Origin of the sequence: Companilactobacillus nantensis DSM 16982, from assembly GCF_001435815.1 — a bacterium.
Taxonomy (GTDB): Bacteria; Bacillota; Bacilli; order Lactobacillales; family Lactobacillaceae; genus Companilactobacillus; species Companilactobacillus nantensis.
In genome coordinates, this window is record NZ_AZFV01000005.1 from 67,106 (window position 1) to 87,128 (window position 20,023).

A 20,023-nucleotide genomic window follows, 5' to 3' on the forward strand; every position below is an offset into this window, starting at 1 on the left:
TCATGACAGAAGATAAGTTGCTTTATACCGGTAAGGCTAAGAATGTTTATCAAGCTGACAATGACGATGAGGTTTTGATTGTTTATAAAGATCAAGCGACTGCTTTAAATGGTAAGAAAAAAGAAATTCTACCAGGAAAAGGTGTCCTTGATTGTCAAATTTCACAAATCGTTTTTAATTACTTGATTGAGAACGGCATCAAAACACATTTGGTGAAAAATTTATCTGACCATGAGCAATTGGTTAAAAAAACTCAAGTATTTCCATTAGAAGTCGTTTTAAGAAATATTACGTCTGGTTCACTAGTGCGTAAGTTTGGAATTGAGGAAGGTCAGAGACTGACTGATCCAATTATTGAATTTTATTACAAGAGTGATGCTTTGGATGATCCTGTTATCAACGAATCACAAATTCATGCTTTAAAAATTGCTGATAAAACAGAAATTGAATATATCAAGGAACAGGCTTTGGCCATCAATCAGTTGTTGATTCCATTCTTTGACCAAGCAGACTTTGATTTAGTCGATTTCAAATTGGAATTTGGCAAATATGACGGTGGAATTATCCTAGTTGATGAATTTTCACCAGATAATTGCCGTCTTTGGAATAAGAGTGATCAACACTCAATGGATAAAGATGTTTTCCGTAAACACGAAGGCGATTTAGTTAAAACTTATCAAACAGTCTTACAACGACTACAAGACAAATAGGAGAGAATTATGAAATTAGTTAAAGTTTATGTCACTCTAAAAAAATCCGTCCTTGATGCCCAAGGTGAAGCAATTAAATCAGCTATCCATTCAATGGGATACAGCCAAGTTGCTGATGTTCATATGGGAAAATATTTCGAATTAAATTTTGCTGATGATTATGCTGATTTAGAAAAAGACGTTGATGCAATCTGTGATGATCTTTTAGCCAATCCCAATATTGAAACCTATCGTTACGAAATTCTGGAGGCTGAATAATGAAATTTGCCGTAATTAACTTTCCTGGTTCAAATTGCGATATGGATTTGTATTACGCCATTCGTGATGGAATCAAACAACCAGTTGAACTCGTTGATTATCGATCAGAGAGTTTAGCTGGTTTTGACGGAGTCTTAATTCCTGGTGGTTTCTCATATGGTGATTATTTACGAAGTGGAGCCATCGCTTCTCAAGCACCAATTGTTAAAGAGATTATCCGTTTTGCGAATGAAGGCAAGATTGTTCTCGGAATCTGTAATGGTTTCCAAATCCTCACTGAATTAGGTTTATTGCCAGGGGCCTTGATCAAGAATGAAAAAGGTCGCTTTATCTGTGAAACAGTTGCATTAAAGGTAGTTAATAATGAGACAGCCTTTACGAGTGAGTATCAGGCCAATGAAGTTATCAATGTTCCAATTGCGCATGGTGAAGGCCGTTATTACTGTGATGAAACAACTTTAAAAGAGTTACAAGCTAACAACCAAATTGCTTTCCAATATTGTGAGAACGTTAACGGTAGTGTGGAACATATTGCTGGTGTAATGAATCAACAAAAGAATGTTTTAGGTATGATGCCCCATCCAGAACGTGCAATTGAGGAAATCTTAGGTTCTGATGATGGACTAAAGTTGTTCCAATCAATAATCAATTATCAGGTAAGGGTGAATAATTAATGACTGAGCCAACGGCAAAACAAATTAAAGATGAAAAGTTATATCAACAATGGGGTTTGACTGATTGGGAATATGAATTGATCAGTGCCAAAATCCTTAAACGCTTGCCTAACTATACTGAAACAGGACTTTATTCAGTAATGTGGAGCGAACATTGTTCATATAAAAACTCTAAAAAAGTACTTCGTAAAATGCCTAATAAGAGTGACCGAGTTATCGCAGGTCCCGGTGAGGATGCAGGTATTTTAGATATTGGTGATAATCAAGCGGTTGTTTTCAAAGCTGAAAGTCATAATCATCCATCAGCTGTTGAACCTTATCAAGGTGCTGCAACTGGTGTTGGTGGAATTATCCGTGACATTTTCTCCATGGGTGCTCAACCAATCGCAGTCATGAACAGTTTGAAGTTTGGTCCACTCAAAGATGGTCAAACGAAGCACTTAGTTAACGAAGTCGTTGCTGGTATTGGTGGTTATGGTAACTGTATTGGTTTACCAACTGTTGGTGGCGAAATTGCCTTTGAAGATTGTTACGAACATAATCCACTAGTTAACGCAATGTGTGTTGGTCTGCTTAATAGTACTGATTTCAAACACGGAACAGCTAGTGGTGATAAGAACCTGATTGTTTACGTTGGTGCTAAAACCGGTCGTGACGGAATTCACGGGGCTACATTTGCTTCAGATGAATTCACTGACACTAAGAACAAGCAAAGATCAGCTGTCCAAGTTGGTAATCCCTTTATTGAAAAATTATTGATGGATGCCTGTGTTGAAATTATTGAAAAACACTCCGAATGGATTTTAGGTATTCAAGACATGGGTGCTGCTGGATTAGTTTCTTCGACAGCTGAAATGGCTTCAAAGGCCGGTTCTGGTCTGATTTTGAATCTTGATAAAGTGCCACAACGTGAAACAGAAATGTCAGCTTACGAAATGATGCTTTCTGAATCACAAGAACGAATGGTCCTCTGTGTTAAACCGGAATTTGTCGAAGATGTTTTAGCTTTCTTTGAAAACTATGAACTTGATGCAGTAGTTATCGGCCAAGTAACAAACGATAAGCAATATAAGATTTATCATCTGGATCAATTAGTGACAGATATTCCAGTAGATAGTTTGACCGAAGATGTTCCTGAATATGACCGTGAAGAAGTGCAACCACAACGGATGATTGATGAACAAGATTATCATTTTGCCCCAGAAATCACTGATTTAGCAGCAACATGGATTGAGATGTTACAACGGCCTAATATTGCTAGTAAAAAGCATTTCTATCAAACTTATGATTCACAAGTTCGCGCTGATACAGTAGTTCGTCCAGGTAGTGATGCTGGTGTTGTCAGAATTCGTGGTACAAAAAAAGCTATCGCCATGACAAACGATAGCAATTCAAAATATGTTTATTTGAATCCATATGTAGGTGGACAAATTACTGTTATGGAAGCTGCCAGAAATATTGTTGCCAGTGGTGGTGAACCAATCGGTATTACTGATTGCTTGAACTACGGTAATCCCGAAAATCCAGAAGCTTTCTGGGAATTAGATAAGAGTGTTGAAGGAATTGCTAGTGCTTGTGAAAAAATCAATACACCAGTTATTTCCGGTAACGTTTCGCTCTATAACGAATACAACGATGTGGCCATTTATCCAAGTCCTATGGTAGGAATGGTCGGTTTAATTTCTGATATTGATAATGTTACGACAAGTGCTTTTAAAGATAACGGTGATTTGATTTATCTAGTAGGTCAAACACAAGATGACTTTAATGGTTCAGAGTTACAAATGGCTCAAATGGGTCAATTAAAAGGTAACTTACGTGACTTAGACCTTGATCAAGAAAAACTCAACCAAGATTTAATTAGACAGGCTATTTCTCAAAAATTAATTAAGAGTTGTCACGATTTATCTGAAGGAGGTTTATCAATTGCCTTAGCTAAATCAGCTTTTGATAATGACTTTGGTTTTGACATTAAGACAAAACTAACAACAGCTCAAATGTTCTCGGAAACACAATCACGTTTCTTAGTATCCATCGCACCAGACAAGCAAGCTGACTTTGAAAAAATGCTCCAAACCGATTTTGAATATCTCGGAACAGTTACTACTGAACCAGAATATAAAGTAACAACAGCAACTGACTCCGTTGTCGTTGACGGTAAGATTGCTGCTAAAAGTTGGAAGGAGGCAATTGCGTGCCTAATGAAGTAAGAAGTTTAAATGAAGAATGTGGTGTCTTTGGTGTTTGGGGTGCTGAAAATGCTAACTATTTAACATACTTAGGTCTCCACAGTTTGCAACATCGTGGTCAAGAAGGTGCCGGAATCGTTGCTAATGACGGTCAAAAATTGCGTGCTTACCGTAACCTAGGATTATTGACACAAGTTTTTTCGAAGCCTGAATATCTAAACTCTTTAGTTGGGGATGCTGCAATCGGACACGTTCGTTATTCAACAGCAGGCGAAAATAAGATTGAAAATGTGCAACCTTTGTTATTCGACTTTACCGATAATCAAATCGCCTTAGCACACAATGGTAATTTGACGAATGCGATAACTCTAAAAAAAGAACTTGAAGAAAAAGGTCACATCTTTAAATCTAGTTCCGATTCAGAAGTTTTAGTTCATTTGATCAAAGTTTCTAATGCACCGACTTTCCGTGAAAAAATGATTGAAGCATTGAATAAAATCCAAGGTGGTTTTGCGTATTTATTAATGACTAAGGATGAAATGATTGTTGCTTTGGACTCGCATGGTTTCCGTCCCTTGTCAATTGGTCAGTTAGATAACGGAGCTTATGTCGTCGCTAGTGAAACTTGTGCCTTAGACGCTGTTGGAGCTAAGTTAGTTCACAATGTTCAACCAGGTGAATTAATTACAATCAATAACGATGGTATGAAACTTGACCGTTGGACAACTGATACGACATTGGCAATTTGTTCAATGGAATTCATCTACTTTGCTCGTCCAGATTCAGATATCTTAGGCGTTAATGTTCACTCTGCTCGTAAGCGCATGGGGGCCAATTTAGCTAAAGAATATCCAGCTCCTGGTGACATAGTTGTTGGTGTTCCCAATTCATCATTGTCAGCTGCCAGTGGATACGCTGAAGCAAGTGGTTTGCCATACGAAATGGGTCTGATCAAAAACCAGTATATGGGTCGAGAGTTCATTCAACCTACTAAAGAATTGCGTGAAAAGAGTGTTCGTCAAAAACTTGCTGCCGTAAAAGGTGTTGTTCGTGGCAAACGTGTCATTTTAGTTGATGATTCAATCGTTCGCGGAACTACCTGTGCTTATATCGTGCAATTGCTGAAAGATGCAGGTGCGACTGAAGTTCATTTACGAATCGCTTCACCAAGATTTATGCATCCATGTTTTTATGGCATCGATATTCAAGAAAAGAGTGAATTGATTGCTGCTCATAAGTCAATTCCAGAAATGAACCAAATGTTTGGCTCTGATTCATTGGAGTTCCTGAGCGAAGATGGTTTGATCGATGCAATTGGATTGGATTCAGATGCACCGTATTCTGGTTTGGATATGTCGTATTTTAACGGTGATTATCCAACTTATCTTTATGATTATGAGTCAAAAAAATAAGGAGGCATTCAATGTCTAATCCCTATCAAGATGCTGGCGTCGATGTCGAGTCAGGTTACAAAATTTCTAAATTCGTTAAACAAAATACCCACAATAATAACATCGGCAATTTTGGCGGTGTTTACGAAATTCCTGAAGGGTACAAGCACCCCGTTTTAGTATCGAGTGATGATGGTGTTGGAACCAAATTACTTTTGACGACTGAGGCTAAGAAATGGGACACCATTGGTATTGATTGTGTCGCTATGTGTGTCAATGATATTTTGGCTCAAGGTGCAACACCACAGTATTTCTTGGATTATCTGTCAACTGGAAAAGTTGATGACAAAATTGAAGAAATTCTCAAAGGCGTCATCGAAGGCTGTAATCAAGCCAATGCGAATTTGATTGGTGGCGAAACAGCAGAAATGCCCGGCGTTTACGATGCTAAAGATTACGATATTGCAGGTTTTTCTGTTGGTATTTGTGAAAAGGATGATCTTTTACGAAAAGAGAATATCCAAGCAGGTAATGTCTTGATTGGTTTGAAATCAAGTGGGATTCATTCTAACGGTTATTCATTAGTACGAAAGATTTTCTTCCAAGAACATGATTTGACAGTTGATAGTGTCTTGCCAGAATATCCTTATCAAACATTAGGTGAATTATTGTTAACACCAACAAAGATTTATATTCAAGATATTGTTCCATTACTCGATGAACGTTTAATCAAAGGTATCTCGCACATTACTGGTGGTGGTTTTTATGAAAATGTACCACGAATGTTGCCAGACAATTTAGCAGCGGAAATCAATGTTGATATTTGGCCCCAATTACCAGTTTTTGAACTCTTACAAAAATATGGGCAGTTAGCAACTGCTGACATGTACCATATTTTCAACATGGGTATCGGAATGGTTATTGCGGTCGATGCTTCTAAAGAATTGGAAGTTCTTGAGCTATTAAATGAAAAGGAAACTGTTGGTTTTACGATTGGTGAAGTTGTACCTAAGACCACTGATAGTTTGATTTTGAAAGGGGACCAACTATGCGAGTAGCAGTTTTTGCTTCCGGCAATGGCAGTAATTTTGAAACCATCGCAAAATCAGATGAATTACGCCAAGCTGGTTTAGAAATCGAATTGTTGGTTTGTGATAAAAAAGATGCTCATGTCATTCAACGAGCTGAAAAATATCATATTCCTGTTTTTGTTAATCAACTGACTGATTATCCTAATCGTGGTGCCTATGAACAAGCAATTATTGAGAAACTTCAGCCACTTCAAATTGAGTATATTTTGTTAGCTGGTTATATGCGAGTAGTAACGCCAGTCCTTTTGGCAGCTTATCCGAATCATATCATCAATATTCATCCATCATTATTACCAAAATTTTCTGGCTTAGAAGCGATTGAACGAGCTTATGAAGCTGGTGATCCTATAACGGGAGTAACAATTCATTACATTGATGAAGGGGTCGATACTGGTCCCATTATCAAGCAAGAGAAGGTTGTCCGTTTATCGAATGATACGGAAGCTAGTTTGGAAGCAAGGATTCATCAAACGGAGCATCAAATGTATCGTCAAGTGATTCTTGATTTACTAAAAAAAACTAATGGGGTAGATAAAAAATGAAAAGAGCTTTGATTAGTGTTTCTGATAAGACAGGTGTCGTTGAATTTGCTAAAGGTTTAATTGCCAATGGTTTTGAAATCATCTCAACTGGTGGTACATACAAGAAGTTACAAGAAAATGGCGTTGAAGTTATGGAAATTGACGAAGTAACCCAATTTCCTGAAATTTTAGACGGTCGTGTTAAGACTTTACATCCAATGGTTCATGCCGGATTGCTTGCTAAACGCGATAATCCAGAACACATGAAAACCTTGGAAGATTTAAACATTCAAACAATTGACCTTGTCTGTGTCAATCTCTATCCATTTAAAGAAACAATCTCAAAAGAAGATGTCACACCAGCCGAAGCAATTGAACAAATTGATATTGGTGGTCCTTCAATGATTCGTTCAGCTTCAAAGAACTTCAAGAGTGTTTACGTTGTGATTGATGCAAATGATTATGAAACAGTTCTTGAAAGTCTTCAATCTGACGAAGATGATACGATTTTACGTCGTCGCCTAGCTGCTAAAGCATTCCGTCATACTGCTGAATACGACAGTATCATTGCTCATTATCTAACTGATTTGAATGGGGATGAATTCCCTGACGTTGAAGTACTTGGTTATGACTATCATCAAGAATTACGTTACGGTGAAAATTCTCACCAAAAAGCTGCCTTTTATAAGAGTGCTATGCCTACTGAATATTCAATTGCCTCAGCCAAACAACTTCATGGTAAAGAACTCTCATTCAACAACATCAAAGATTCTGATGCTGCTTTGAGAATTGTGGCTGACTTCGATCAACCTTGTGTTGCTGCATTGAAACACATGAATCCATGTGGTGTTGGTGTTGATGATGAATGTATCTACAAAGCATGGCGTAAAGCTTATACAGCCGATACAATGTCAATCTTTGGTGGTATCGTTGCGGTGAACCGTGAAGTTACTAAAGAAATTGCTGAAGAAATGCACAAGATTTTCTTGGAAATTGTTATTGCTCCTAGTTTTACTGATGAAGCTTTGGAAATTCTTGAAGCAAAGAAGAATATTCGTCTATTGACACTTGATTTCTCAAAAGCAAAAGATGCTGACAAACACGAATATGTGTCAGTTATGGGTGGCTTGTTAGTTCAAGAACGTGATACAACTGTAGATCAATTGAGTGAATTTAAAGTTGTTACTAAAAAAGCCCCAACTGACGAAGAAATGAAGGCTCTCTTATTCGGTCAACAAGTTGTTAAGCATGTGAAGAGTAATGCGATTGTTATTACAACGACTGATAAGACACTTGGTATTGGTGCTGGTCAGATGAACCGAATTGGTTCAGTTAAAATTGCTATCGAACAAGAAGAACAGGCAGATGCTCATACTCCATTGATTATGGCCTCGGATGCATTCTTCCCAATGGATGACTGTGTTCAATATGCTGCTGAACACGGCATCACTGCAATTGTTCAACCTGGTGGTTCAATCAAGGATCAAGATTCAATTGATATGGCTGATAAACACGGTATCGCAATGGTCTTCACTGGCAGAAGACATTTCAAACACTAGAAGAGAGGTCTTTTAATGAAAATACTTGTTATTGGTTCAGGAGCCAGAGAAGATGCGATTTGTCAGTCGTTGTTAAAAAATACTGATAATGTTGTCTTTTGTGCTCCCGGAAATGATGGAATGAAATTGAATGGTATCAAAACTATTTCGATTAATGAAGATGAATTCGATCATTTAGCAAACTTTGCAATTACGAATAATGTTGACTACACGATTGTTGGACCTGAAGAACCATTAGTGAATGGGATTGTCGATTTTTTCAAGAGCCGTAAGTTATTGATTTTTGGACCTACCAAAGAAGGCGCTCAAGTTGAAGGGTCAAAATCATTTACGAAAAAATTAATGGCTGATGCAGATATTCCAACAGCTGACTATCAAGAATTTACTGATTTACAAGTAGCAATAGATTTTTTGAATAATGATGCGAATTTTCCAATCGTCATTAAAGCTGATGGTTTAGCGGCCGGAAAAGGTGTTTATATTTCACCAGATTTATCTGATGCCTTAATTAAAGTTACTGAATTGTTAGAAGGACACAAATTTAATACACGTAAAATTGTTATTGAAGAATTTTTAGAGGGTGAAGAGTTCTCACTGATGGCATTTGTAGATCACAAGCGTTTTTATCCAATGCCATTAGCTCAAGATTATAAAAAGATTTTTGAGAACGATAAGGGACCAAATACTGGTGGTATGGGAGCCGTTTGTCCAGTTGCTAATATCAGTGAAGCAATTGAACAAGAAGCGATTACGACGGTCATTAAACCCTTTGTCAAAGAACTATATAATCAAGGCATTAAGTATACGGGGATAATTTATGCCGGATTGATTTTAACTAAGAGTGGCATCAAAGTAATTGAGTTTAACGCTCGTTTTGGTGATCCGGAAACGGAAGTTGTTTTACCACGCCTGCAATCTGATTTATCAGAAATGATTTATCAAATGTTACATCATAAAAAAGTTACAGAAATAAACTGGTCGACAGAAGGACTAAACTTAGGTGTCTTTGCCGTCAGCCAAGGATATCCCGGTAAGCAAATTTCTGGTGATCTTGGCAGTACTGACGAGTTTAGAAATTGTCCATTAACAGTTAACTATGCAAGTGTTCGCAAAGAAAATCATCGTTTGATTAGTAATGGTGGTCGTTTGTATTTAATCCAAACGCAAGCAAATAGTTTAGTGGATGCTCAAACAGAAATCTATCAAGAATTAGGTAAACTAAATCAAACAAATATTTTTTACCGTCGTGATATTGGTAAAAATTCGATTTGAATTAAATGAAGAAACTAGTAATTGTGAGAAGATTGCTAGTTTTTTTGTTGCAATATTTTAATTAAGTTTAATCAGATACTTATTGTCGTAGTAAAAGTTTATTAGTATAATTTTAGACTTATTAATATCGGGGAGATTTAAATGGAAAAACAAATATATACCTATCCCAGACAATTTATTGTTGGGATTTGGTTGGTGATAGTTGGAATTGCCATGATGACATTAGTTGTTAAAATGCCAAATGGTACTCCCAATGCAACATATTTTGAAATAATTTATGCATTAGGGATGTTTTGGCAGTTAAACTCGAGAACACGTAAACGTTTCAGTGTAGGACCGGGAACTACTAAGCAAAAAACGTTGGGCTAATATGTCAATTATTATTTTAATGATATTAATCATAATCAGTTTTTTATCTGTAAAATTAATGTATTTGAATGCCATTCAGTCAGTTTACATGACATGGATAATGGTTTTAATCGCAGTTGGATTGCATTTTTTCGCTTTTATACCAGTTCATGGTAAAATCATCGGAATTTTAGGAATCGTCACGATTTTAAATGGATTGATTGGTATACTAGCTCATTTTCCATTAGATATGATTTTTGTAAGTGATGGAGTCATCAAAATGATTTTTGGCCTAATTTATTTAAAGGTTAGTCCAATTAATTTTTAGCAAAATAATAGCCTCAGAATCCATAACGGAATCTGAGGCTATTTTGTTATATAATTATTTATCTAAGTGTACAAACGACGTTGATTAATCTTTTTTCTTTGGTGGAATATATTCGAAACTAGGATCAATTTCATTGTCGATTTTTTTCCAAGCTTCTTCCATGTCATCATTAACTTGTTTTGTTTGTTCATCATTCAATTTTGCTTTAAAATCAAAGTCGATTTCAGGTCCAATGCCAACGGTGATTTTCTTATGCATCATTAAACCACCGAAAGTTAATGGTCCTTGGTATACAAAAGGAACTAATGGAGCTTTTGATAGTTTAGCAATTAAAGAAGCACCACCTTTAAGTTCTTCTGAGTAACGTGTTCCAGAAGGAAACATAATTAAAACGCGTCCCTCTTTTTTCAAGGCTTTAACAGGTGTCTTGATAGCGGATGGTCCTGGATGGGCACGATCAACTGGGAAGGCGTGGGCGTGAACTAAGATATATCGTAAAATTGGATTTTTGAAAAGTTCTTTTTTTGCCATAAAAGTGGCATCGCGGGGTGCAATCACGAGGGCGAAGAAAATGGGTTCCCACCATGTTCGATGAGGGGCAACCAAAATATATGGTTTATCAGGCAGATTTTCTTTACCGATGACATCAAATCGTCCATTCAATAAAAAGACTAATCCCCGTACTAAAGCACGAATAACTTTATAAAACATAAAAATATCATTCTCCCAAAAATAATTTTGTCTTATTTAAAATACCATAAAGCAGGTGCAATATGTCGATTAATTCGCAAGATGTTATTTCTAATAGTGGAATCATCATTAATCAGGATAAACAACTTTATTCATTTAACCTTGATACTATTTTACTCTATAATTTTGCTAAACCAGTAAAAAAAGGCAAAGTCGTTGATTTATGTGCTGGCAATGGTGCAATTGGTTTATCATTAGCAGCTAAAACACGGGCTCAAATTTATTTAGTTGAGATCCAAAAAGAGTTAGCTACATTATCACAGCAGAGTATTTTAGATAATCATCTAGAAAAGCAAGTTCATTTAATTAACGATGATTTGAAAAATGTTCAACAATATTTAGCTCATGATACGATTGACACGATTGTCTGTAATCCACCATATTTTAAATTATCAGACAAAACGTCTATCAAAGAAAATCCCGTTTTGGCGATAGCTCGTCATGAACTAAAAGCAGATCTTACCGATATTCTTTCTACTATTAAAATACTGTTAAAAGAAAATTCGCATGCATTTATTGTTTATCGACCAGAACGTCTCAGTGAATTGTTTAGTATTATGACTCAGGAAAAATTGCAACCAAAGCGGATGCGTTTTGTTAGATCAATGGCAAATAAGGATGCTAACTTAGTTTTGCTTGATGTAGTCAAAACAGTCAAAGCTGCTTCGTTACGTGTAGAACCCGATTTAGTGATTTATGATAAGAAACATCAGTTAACAAAAGAGGCTAGTTTAATAATCAATGGAAAATAAAAAATATTACGTTTATATGTTGCTCTGCCATGACCGAAACTTTTATACTGGTACTAGCAATAATGTTGAAAAACGAGTTGCTACACACAATGCAGGTAAGGGTGCAAAGTATACGAAAATCAGGCGACCAGTTAAATTGATGTATAGCGAAGAACTTGCCAATAAGTCTGAAGCTTTGAAGCGAGAAATTGCGATTAAGAAACTCAGTCGTCAACAAAAAGTTACTTTGTTAAAAAGTCATGGAATAAATTGGCAAGACTACTTGATTTCATGATTGTTTTCCCATATAATATTTACCTGTATTGAATACACACACTCAACGATTTGATTGATGGTGCGCGAATGCGTTTCAGTCAGACATGACTTGAGTGGAGGTAAAAACCAGGAGGAACTATTTTATGTCAGTTATTTCTATGAAACAATTGCTTGAAGCCGGTGTACATTTTGGTCACCAAACAAGACGTTGGAACCCTAAGATGAAGCCATTTATCTTTACACAAAGAAATGGTATTTACATCATTGATTTACAAAAAACAGTACGCATGATCGACGATGCCTACAACTATATGAAGGCTGTTGCCGGTGATGACGGAATTTTCCTATTCGTTGGTACAAAGAAGCAAGCCCAAGATGCTGTTGCTGAAGAAGCTACACGTGCAGGCCAATACTACGTTAACCACCGTTGGTTAGGTGGTACTTTGACTAACTGGAATACAATCCAAAAACGTATCAAGAGATTAAAGGAAATCAAGGCTATGGCCACTGATGGTACTTTTGATCGTCTACCTAAGAAAGAAGTTGCTTTACTTACAAAGCAACAAGCTAAGCTTGAAAAATTCCTTGGTGGTATCGAAGATATGCCAAGAATTCCTGATGTTATGTTCATTGTTGACCCTCACAAAGAAAACATTGCTGTTAACGAAGCTAAGAAGCTTAACATTCCTATCGTAGCTATGGTTGATACAAACACAGATCCAGATCCTATCGATGTTATCATTCCTTCAAACGATGATGCTATCCGTGCCGTAAGATTGATTACTGCTAAGATGGCTGACGCTATCGTTGAAGGTAAGCAAGGTGAAGAAGCTGTTTCAGATGCAGACTTCGCTGACAAGAAAGATGATAACAAAGATTCAGACGCTGCTGATGACAAATCAATCGAAGATTTGGCAAACGCAACAAACAACAATAACAAATAATTAAAATAATATCCGTAAAATAGAGTCATCTGTGTAAGATGGCTTTATTTATACGACTGGAGGATTTACGAATGGCTAAAATTACTGCTGCTCAAGTTAAAGAATTACGTGATAAGACAAGCGTTGGTATGATGGATGCTAAAAAGGCATTGGTTTCTGCTGATGGTGACATGGACAAAGCTGTTGACTTGCTACGTGAAAAGGGTATTGCTAAAGCTGCTAAGAAGAGTGGAAACATCGCTGCTGAAGGTTTAACACATATCGAAATTTCAGGTAACAAAGCTGCTATTATCGAAGTTAACTCAGAAACTGATTTCGTTTCATCAAATGATAAATTTATCAATCTTGTTAACTCAATTGGTAAGGCTATCGTTGAAAACGAACCAAAGACTATGGACGAAGCATTAGCTTTAAGTCTTGGCGAAGGTTCAGTTAACGACGCTATCACAGGCTTAACAGCTGTTATCGGTGAAAAGATTAGCTTGAGACGTTTCCAAGTTCTTGATAAGACTGATGCACAAGTATTCGGTTCATACCTACACAATGGTGGCCTAATTGGTGCCGTTGTTACACTTGAAGGTACTGACGAAGATGCTGCTAAGGATGTTGCTATGCACGTTGCTGCTATCAACCCTAAGTACATGAGTCGCGAACAAGTTCCTGCTGATGTTCTTGAACATGAAAAGGCTATCTTTACTGAAGAAACAAAAGCTGAAGGTAAACCTGAAAAGATCATCCCAAGAATCGTTGAAGGCCGTGTAAACAAGTACTTGTCAGAAATTAGTTTGGCTGACCAAGAATTTGTTAAGGATTCAGATATGACTGTTCAACAATTCGTTGAATCAAAGAACAGTAAACTAGTTTCATACGTTCGTTACGAAGTCGGTGAAGGAATCGAAAAGAAACAAGAAGATTTCGCTGAAGAAGTAAAGAACCAAATGAACAACTAATAAATAAAAATTTATTTTTGAGAAAGGTCGCTTAATTCATTTTTGAATTAAACGACCTTTTCTTTATATAAAGGGTTGTATCTTAGCTAATTTTATTTAAAAATAGTGTTTAGATAATTTTAGTGTATCGAATATGTTAAAATGTTTAGTAGCAAAATTAAAGGAGAGTACTTATGCCTGATATCAAGTATAAAAGAGTAATTTTAAAAGTTTCTGGTGAAGCATTGGCCGGAGAAAAAGGATTTGGAATTAACCCTCCAGTTATCAAAAAGATAGCTGAACAAATTAAGAGTGTTCATGATCTAGGTGTTCAAGTAGCCATCGTGTGTGGTGGTGGTAACATCTGGCGTGGTGAAACAGGTGCTGAAATGGGAATGGACCGTGCCCAAGCTGATTACATGGGTATGATGGCGACAGTTATGAATGGTCTAGCTCTACAAGATGGACTAGAACATATCGGTGTGCCTACACGTGTGCAAACTTCAATTGAAATGCGCCAAGTTGCTGAACCATATATCAGAAGAAAGGCTGTTAGACACCTTGAAAAAGGCCGTGTTGTGATTTTTGCTGGTGGTACTGGTAATCCTTACTTCTCAACTGACACAACTTCTGTTTTACGTGCCGCTGAAATTGAAGCTGATGTTATTCTTATGGCTAAGAACAACGTTGACGGTGTTTACTCAGCTGATCCTAAGAAGGATCCAAATGCTAAGAAGTATTCAGAATTAACACAACTTGATATTATCAATAAGAATCTTGGCGTTATGGATACAACTGCATCATCATTGTCAATGGACAACAACATTCCATTGATCGTATTCAACTTGAATAAGCCAGAAAACATCAAGAAGGTTGTTCAAGGTGAAAATATCGGAACAATTATAAAGGGTGGTAATGATGACAAATAAAGCTATTACAAAAGCAAAAGAAAATATGAATAAATCAATCGACGTTTTAAGTCGTGATTTAGCTAATATCCGAGCTGGTAAAGCTAATGCTTCAATTTTGAGTAATGTCGTAGTTTCATACTACGGTAGTGATGTTCCTTTGAACCAAGTTGCTTCAATCAACATTCCTGAAGCACGTGTTCTTTTGATCACACCTTATGACAAGTCATCACTTGATGATATTGAACATGCTATCAACTCATCAGACCTTGGCTTGAACCCAGCTAACGATGGTACTGTTATTCGTTTGGTTATCCCACAACTTACTGGTGAACGTAGACAAGAAATCGCTAAGCAAGTAGGTAAAGAGGCCGAAGGTGGCCGTATTGCCGTTAGAAACGTCCGTCGTGAAGCTATGGATGATTTGAAGAAGCAATTGAAAGCTAACGATGTTACTGAAGATGAATTCCACACACTTGAAAAAGATGTGCAAAAAGTAACTGACGATGCGATTGCTAAAATGGATAAATTGGCTGCAGATAAAGAAAAGGAAATTACTGAAGGTTAATTTCGATGACAGAGGATAATAAGAGACAATTAGATCCTGAAATATCTGTTCCTAAACATATTGCAATTATTATGGATGGTAATGGTCGTTGGGCTAAAGAAAAAGGCCAACCAAGAATTGCTGGACATAAAGAGGGCATGAATAATGTCAAAACAATTGCAACTGCAGCGAGTCATTTGGGAGTAAAGGTTTTAAGTCTCTATGCTTTTTCAACGGAAAACTGGAGTCGGCCAAGTAAGGAAGTTAACTTCTTGATGCGCTTGCCGGTAGATTTCTTTGGAACATTTATGCCAGATTTAATTAAAGAAAATATTCAGGTAATGGTAACAGGTTTTACGGATCATTTGCCTGACCGAACACGAAAAGTAGTATTAAAAGCAGTTGAGGACACAAAGGATAATACTGGAATGATCCTCAACTTTGCTTTTAATTATGGTGGTCGTGCTGAAATCGTGCATGCTGCCAAAAGTTTGGCAATCGATGCCGTTAATGGTTCAATAGATCCAGATAAAATTGACGACGCAATGTTTGCAAACCATTTATTAACTAATCAATTGGGAGATTTAGCCGATCCTGATTTATTAATCAGAACTAGTGGCGAAGAAAGAATCTCCAATTTTATGTTGTGGCAATTAGCTTATTCAGAGATGGTCTTTGATAAGGCATACTGGCCCAACTATACTGTTGATAATTTAGTTGAAGATATTAAGGAATTTGACAGACGAGATCGTCGCTTTGGATCTGTTTAGTTAGTTTGGGGGAAAATTATGAAACAACGTGTAATCACCGCCGTTATTGCACTAGCAATCTTTATTCCCATATTGCTTGCTGGTGGAGTGTGGCTTGAAGTTGCTGCGGTAGCTTTAGCCGCCGTTGGTGTTTTTGAAGTTTATATCATGCGTAAACGAATTATTGTTTCCATGGACTTTTTAGTAACTATCTTGGGAACATTGGCCTTAGTTGTGCCAGATGGCTTTTATCGTGGCTGGTTCCCCAAGAGTTTTACACGACTTGATTTGTTTTACGTCTTCTCGATCATTCTTTTGATCATTACAGTTTTGACAAAGAACAAATTCAATTTCGAAGATGCAGGTGTGTCAGTCGTATCAATGCTTTATATCGGTACAGGATTCCACTACCTAGCTGCTGTTAGAAATTCAGCTCCTGGTCTGGGACTTTTGATGTATGCCTTGATTGTTGTTTGGTCAACTGATATTTTTGCTTACTCATTTGGTAGAAAAATCGGTAAGCATAAGTTATGGCCTGCAATTAGCCCTAATAAGACTTGGGAAGGTACAATTGCCGGAATTATTATGGCTTTATTAATTTCTGGTGTTTACATGTACTTCGTCCCTCAAGAGTACTCAATGACAACTATGTTGATGATTGCCTTTGTGCTCTCAATTATGGGACAAATGGGTGACTTGATTGAGTCTGCTTATAAGAGATTTTACAAAGTAAAGGATTCAGGTAATATCCTACCAGGACATGGTGGTATCTTGGATCGTTTCGATAGCATGTTGATTGTGCTACCTTTGTTACACATTTTTGGTTTAGTATAAACAGCTCGTGGAGGTAAAGAATGACCGCGATAATTACATTTATAATCGTTTTTGGAATCTTAGTGATTGTTCATGAATTTGGACACTATTATGCAGCAAAAAAATCCGGAATTTTAGTTCGGGAATTTTCTGTTGGAATGGGTCCCAAAATTGTGGCATACCGCAAAAATCATACGACATATACGTTAAGACTGTTGCCTTTGGGTGGTTATGTCCGGATGGCTGGTGCCCAAGAAGATGATTCTGAGATTCAACCCGGAACGATGGCATCTTTAGTACTGAATGATGACGACAAAGTAACAAAGATAATAACTTCAAGTAAAGTTTACGATGCAAACGCGGTTCCAGTTCAAATCTCAAAAGCTGATCTTGTCGATGATCTAGTCATTGAAGGATACGAGAATGGTGACGAAACTGTTACTAAGAAGTATTCGGTTGATCATGATGCAACAATCGTTGAAGAGGATGGAACTGAAGTCCAAATTGCACCACGTGATGTGCAATTGCAATCAGTTTCTGTCTGGAAGCGAATGATTACAAACTTTGCTGGACCATTCAATAACTTTATTCTAGCTATCGTAGCAGCGATTATCGCTGCCTTTATGATGGGTTCAGTTGGTACTGGTACAAATCAACTAGGCGGAGTTCAAAACGGCTCTGTAGCTCAAAAAGCTGGTTTAAAGGCTAATGATAAAATTTTAAGCGTCAACGGAAAGAAAACGAACTCTTGGGCAACGTTGACTGAGAGTATTCAAAATAATCCTGGTAAAAACATGACGCTAAATGTCGAATCAGGTAATAAAACTGAACAAGTTAAGTTGACTCCAAAAACAGTTAAACAATCAGGTCAAAAATATGGCATGATTGGAATTACTGCAAAATTGGATTCAAGTGTCCTTGGGAAGATTAAATATGGCTTTACATATAGCTGGAGTACTTCATTAACGATTTTCCACGCCTTAGGTAAGATGGTTTCAGGTGGATTTAATATTAATCAGTTGTCAGGACCGGTCGGTATTTATTCAATGACATCGAAAGTTGCCTCAACTGGTTTGATCAATATTATTTTGTTCACATCAATGTTGTCAATGAACTTGGGGATTGTTAATTTGATACCAATTCCTGCCTTAGATGGTGGAAAAATCTTGTTAAATATTGTTGAAGCAATCAGAAGAAAACCAATTCCAGAACAATACGAAAATGTCATCACCTTAATTGGTGTCGGTATCTTAGTCTTGTTGATGGTTGCTGTAACATGGAATGATATCCAGCGCTTCTTTATAAAATAGGGGGATAAGAGAACTTGAAACAATCAAAATTATATATTCCAACACTAAAACAAACTCCTTCAGATGCTGAGGCTATTAGTCACCAGTTGATGTTGCGAGCAGGTTATATTCGCCAGGTTTCTGCTGGTGTTTACGCATACTTGCCATTAGCTTGGTCAGTAATTCAAAGAATTGAAAATATCGTTCGTAAAGAAATGACAAAGATTGATGCTGCCGAAATGCGCATGCCTGCAATCTTGCCAGCTGATCTTTGGAAGGAAAGTGGCCGTTACGAAACTTATGGTGACAACCTCTTTAAGTTTAAGGATCGTCATGAACGTGATTTCATTTTAGGACCTACACACGAGGAAACATTTACTAGTGTTGTTAAGGAAGGTTTGAATAGTTACAAGAAATTACCTCTTGTTTTATATCAAATGCAAATGAAATATCGTGATGAAGATCGTCCTCGTAATGGTTTGTTACGTGGCCGTGAATTTATTATGAAAGATGCTTATTCATTCTCTGCTAATAAAGAACAACTAGATGTTATCTTTAATCAAATGGAACAAGCTTATCGTAATATTTTTGATATTTGTGGTTTGAACTATCGTGCGATTATCGGTGATGCTGGTGCCATGGGTGGTACAGATTCAAAAGAATTTTCTGCTATCGCTGCTATTGGTGAAGATACAATTGCTTATTCTGATGACTCAGATTACTCAGCCAACCTAGAAATGGCTGCAAGTAAAATGGATGAAAATCCTCAAGAAGATAAATTATCAGTTGAGGAAGTTGATACACCAAACGTACATACAATTGATGCTTTGGCTGAATTGTTGAAAGTTGACGCTGCAAGAATTATGAAGGCAGTTGCTTATATTGCTGACGAAGAACCTGTAATGGTAATGATTCGTGGCGATTATGATGTCAACGACGTTAAGTTGAAGAATTATTTAGGTGCTGACTTCTTACGTGAAGCTACAGCTGATGAAGTTAAAGATGTCTTCCACAGTGTGCCTGGATTTATCGGACCTAAGGGTATGGATGATAAGGTTAAGGTACTTTATGATAGTTCACTTGTTGGTTTAACTAACTTCGTTGTTGGACCTAATAAGGCTGACCGACACTTTATCAATGCTAACTTTGAAGATATTACTGATGAAATGCCTGAATTTAGAGATTTCCGTGTTATCAAGGAAGGTGAAGTTTCACCAGATGGTCACGGTAATATCAAATTTACTCGTGGTATCGAAATTGGTCATATTTTCAAGTTGGGTACTAAGTTCTCAAAGGCACTCGGTGCTAACTTCTTGGATGAAAATGGAAAATCAAATCCTATCATTATGGGTAGTTATGGTATTGGTATTTCTCGTCTATTGACTGCCATTGTTGAACAACACAGCGATGAAAATGGTATTATTTGGCCTGAAAGTTTGGCTCCATATCAAGTTCACGTTGTGCCAATTAAGTACAACAATGATGTTCAAGGTAAGTTGAGTGACGAAATCGTTGAATTATTACAAGACGAGGGTTACGATGTACTTCTTGACGATCGTAAAGAACGTCCAGGTGTTAAGTTTGCAGACTCTGATTTGATTGGTCTTCCAATCCGCATCACAGTTGGTAAAAAGGCTGCTGACGGAATTGTTGAACTTAAGATCAGAAGTACTGGCGAAACAATTGAAGTAAGTAAAGATGAATTAGTAAATTCAGTAAAAATATTGCTTAAGAATCAGTAAATGA

22 protein-coding genes are annotated in these 20,023 nt (G+C 36.9%); 21 read left to right on the forward strand and 1 reads right to left on the reverse strand.

What is annotated here, in order from left to right; all coding sequences use genetic code 11:
- Positions 1-2 precede the first annotated feature (2 nt).
- The 11 genes from purC (at position 3) to FD31_RS14315 (ending at position 10,341) form a co-directional block, all read left to right on the forward strand.
- On the forward strand, positions 3-710 hold the full coding sequence (purC, locus tag FD31_RS03305; RefSeq protein WP_057891341.1) for a phosphoribosylaminoimidazolesuccinocarboxamide synthase: 708 nt from the start codon (positions 3-5) through the stop codon (positions 708-710).
- 9 nt (positions 711-719) lie between these two features.
- Entirely contained in the window at positions 720-968 is a 249-nt protein-coding gene (gene purS / locus FD31_RS03310) for a phosphoribosylformylglycinamidine synthase subunit PurS (protein ID WP_057891342.1), read from the forward strand.
- Complete coding sequence (gene purQ, locus FD31_RS03315; RefSeq protein ID WP_057891343.1) at positions 968-1,642, forward strand: phosphoribosylformylglycinamidine synthase subunit PurQ; 675 nt, start codon at positions 968-970, stop codon at positions 1,640-1,642. Before purS ends, purQ begins: the two co-directional genes overlap by 1 nt.
- Complete coding sequence (gene purL, locus FD31_RS03320; RefSeq protein WP_057891344.1) at positions 1,642-3,852, forward strand: phosphoribosylformylglycinamidine synthase subunit PurL; 2,211 nt, start codon at positions 1,642-1,644, stop codon at positions 3,850-3,852. Before purQ ends, purL begins: the two co-directional genes overlap by 1 nt.
- Positions 3,837-5,243 carry an amidophosphoribosyltransferase gene (gene purF / locus FD31_RS03325; RefSeq protein ID WP_057891345.1) on the forward strand — a complete coding sequence of 469 codons (1,407 nt, stop codon included), beginning with the start codon at positions 3,837-3,839 and terminating at the stop codon, positions 5,241-5,243. The genes purL and purF overlap by 16 nt, the downstream gene beginning before the upstream one ends.
- An 11-nt stretch (positions 5,244-5,254) precedes the next feature.
- The gene (gene purM / locus FD31_RS03330) at positions 5,255-6,280 is read left to right on the forward strand and encodes a phosphoribosylformylglycinamidine cyclo-ligase (RefSeq protein WP_057891346.1); all 1,026 of its coding nucleotides are present in this window, start codon (positions 5,255-5,257) and stop codon (positions 6,278-6,280) included.
- Positions 6,271-6,855 carry a phosphoribosylglycinamide formyltransferase gene (gene purN, locus FD31_RS03335; RefSeq protein ID WP_057891347.1) on the forward strand — a complete coding sequence of 195 codons (585 nt, stop codon included), beginning with the start codon at positions 6,271-6,273 and terminating at the stop codon, positions 6,853-6,855. The genes purM and purN overlap by 10 nt, the downstream gene beginning before the upstream one ends.
- Positions 6,852-8,393, forward strand: a complete 1,542-nt coding sequence (gene purH / locus FD31_RS03340) for a bifunctional phosphoribosylaminoimidazolecarboxamide formyltransferase/IMP cyclohydrolase (protein WP_057891348.1) — start codon at positions 6,852-6,854, stop codon at positions 8,391-8,393. Before purN ends, purH begins: the two co-directional genes overlap by 4 nt.
- 15 nt (positions 8,394-8,408) lie before the next feature.
- The gene (gene purD / locus FD31_RS03345) at positions 8,409-9,665 is read left to right on the forward strand and encodes a phosphoribosylamine--glycine ligase (protein WP_057891349.1); all 1,257 of its coding nucleotides are present in this window, start codon (positions 8,409-8,411) and stop codon (positions 9,663-9,665) included.
- A gap of 141 nt (positions 9,666-9,806) precedes the next feature.
- A complete protein-coding gene (locus FD31_RS14310) occupies positions 9,807-10,034 on the forward strand; it encodes a DUF6609 family protein (RefSeq protein ID WP_201782108.1) in 228 nt (75 codons plus the stop codon).
- Between the two features lie 19 nt (positions 10,035-10,053).
- On the forward strand, positions 10,054-10,341 hold the full coding sequence (locus FD31_RS14315; RefSeq protein WP_222592671.1) for a DUF6609 family protein: 288 nt from the start codon (positions 10,054-10,056) through the stop codon (positions 10,339-10,341).
- 84 nt (positions 10,342-10,425) lie between these two features.
- On the opposite strand, the gene FD31_RS03355 is transcribed toward FD31_RS14315, so the two are convergent.
- Positions 10,426-11,052 carry a lysophospholipid acyltransferase family protein gene (locus tag FD31_RS03355; protein WP_057891350.1) on the reverse strand — a complete coding sequence of 209 codons (627 nt, stop codon included), beginning with the start codon at positions 11,050-11,052 and terminating at the stop codon, positions 10,426-10,428.
- Positions 11,053-11,114: 62 nt separating this feature from the next.
- On the opposite strand from FD31_RS03355, the gene FD31_RS03360 reads away from it, so the two are divergent.
- The 10 genes from FD31_RS03360 (at position 11,115) to FD31_RS03405 (ending at position 20,019) form a co-directional block, all read left to right on the forward strand.
- Positions 11,115-11,843: a tRNA1(Val) (adenine(37)-N6)-methyltransferase gene (locus tag FD31_RS03360; protein WP_057891351.1), complete on the forward strand. Its 729-nt coding sequence runs from the start codon at positions 11,115-11,117 to the stop codon at positions 11,841-11,843.
- A complete protein-coding gene (locus tag FD31_RS03365) occupies positions 11,833-12,117 on the forward strand; it encodes a GIY-YIG nuclease family protein (RefSeq protein WP_057891352.1) in 285 nt (94 codons plus the stop codon). The genes FD31_RS03360 and FD31_RS03365 overlap by 11 nt, the downstream gene beginning before the upstream one ends.
- Before the next feature lie 124 nt (positions 12,118-12,241).
- Entirely contained in the window at positions 12,242-13,042 is an 801-nt protein-coding gene (gene rpsB / locus FD31_RS03370) for a 30S ribosomal protein S2 (RefSeq protein WP_057891353.1), read from the forward strand.
- A 71-nt stretch (positions 13,043-13,113) separates the two neighbouring features.
- A complete protein-coding gene (gene tsf / locus FD31_RS03375) occupies positions 13,114-13,992 on the forward strand; it encodes a translation elongation factor Ts (RefSeq protein WP_057891354.1) in 879 nt (292 codons plus the stop codon).
- 173 nt (positions 13,993-14,165) lie between these two features.
- The gene (pyrH, locus tag FD31_RS03380) at positions 14,166-14,900 is read left to right on the forward strand and encodes a UMP kinase (RefSeq protein WP_057891355.1); all 735 of its coding nucleotides are present in this window, start codon (positions 14,166-14,168) and stop codon (positions 14,898-14,900) included.
- Positions 14,890-15,447 carry a ribosome recycling factor gene (gene frr, locus FD31_RS03385; RefSeq protein ID WP_057891356.1) on the forward strand — a complete coding sequence of 186 codons (558 nt, stop codon included), beginning with the start codon at positions 14,890-14,892 and terminating at the stop codon, positions 15,445-15,447. The genes pyrH and frr overlap by 11 nt, the downstream gene beginning before the upstream one ends.
- Positions 15,447-16,196, forward strand: coding sequence for an isoprenyl transferase (locus tag FD31_RS03390; RefSeq protein ID WP_057891357.1), 750 nt, complete (start codon positions 15,447-15,449; stop codon positions 16,194-16,196). The genes frr and FD31_RS03390 overlap by 1 nt, the downstream gene beginning before the upstream one ends.
- A gap of 18 nt (positions 16,197-16,214) precedes the next feature.
- Positions 16,215-17,009, forward strand: coding sequence for a phosphatidate cytidylyltransferase (locus FD31_RS03395; RefSeq protein WP_057891358.1), 795 nt, complete (start codon positions 16,215-16,217; stop codon positions 17,007-17,009).
- Between the two features lie 20 nt (positions 17,010-17,029).
- Complete coding sequence (rseP, locus tag FD31_RS03400) at positions 17,030-18,298, forward strand: RIP metalloprotease RseP (protein ID WP_057891359.1); 1,269 nt, start codon at positions 17,030-17,032, stop codon at positions 18,296-18,298.
- 14 nt (positions 18,299-18,312) lie between these two features.
- On the forward strand, positions 18,313-20,019 hold the full coding sequence (locus FD31_RS03405; RefSeq protein ID WP_057891360.1) for a proline--tRNA ligase: 1,707 nt from the start codon (positions 18,313-18,315) through the stop codon (positions 20,017-20,019).
- The last annotated feature ends 4 nt before the right edge of the window (positions 20,020-20,023 follow it).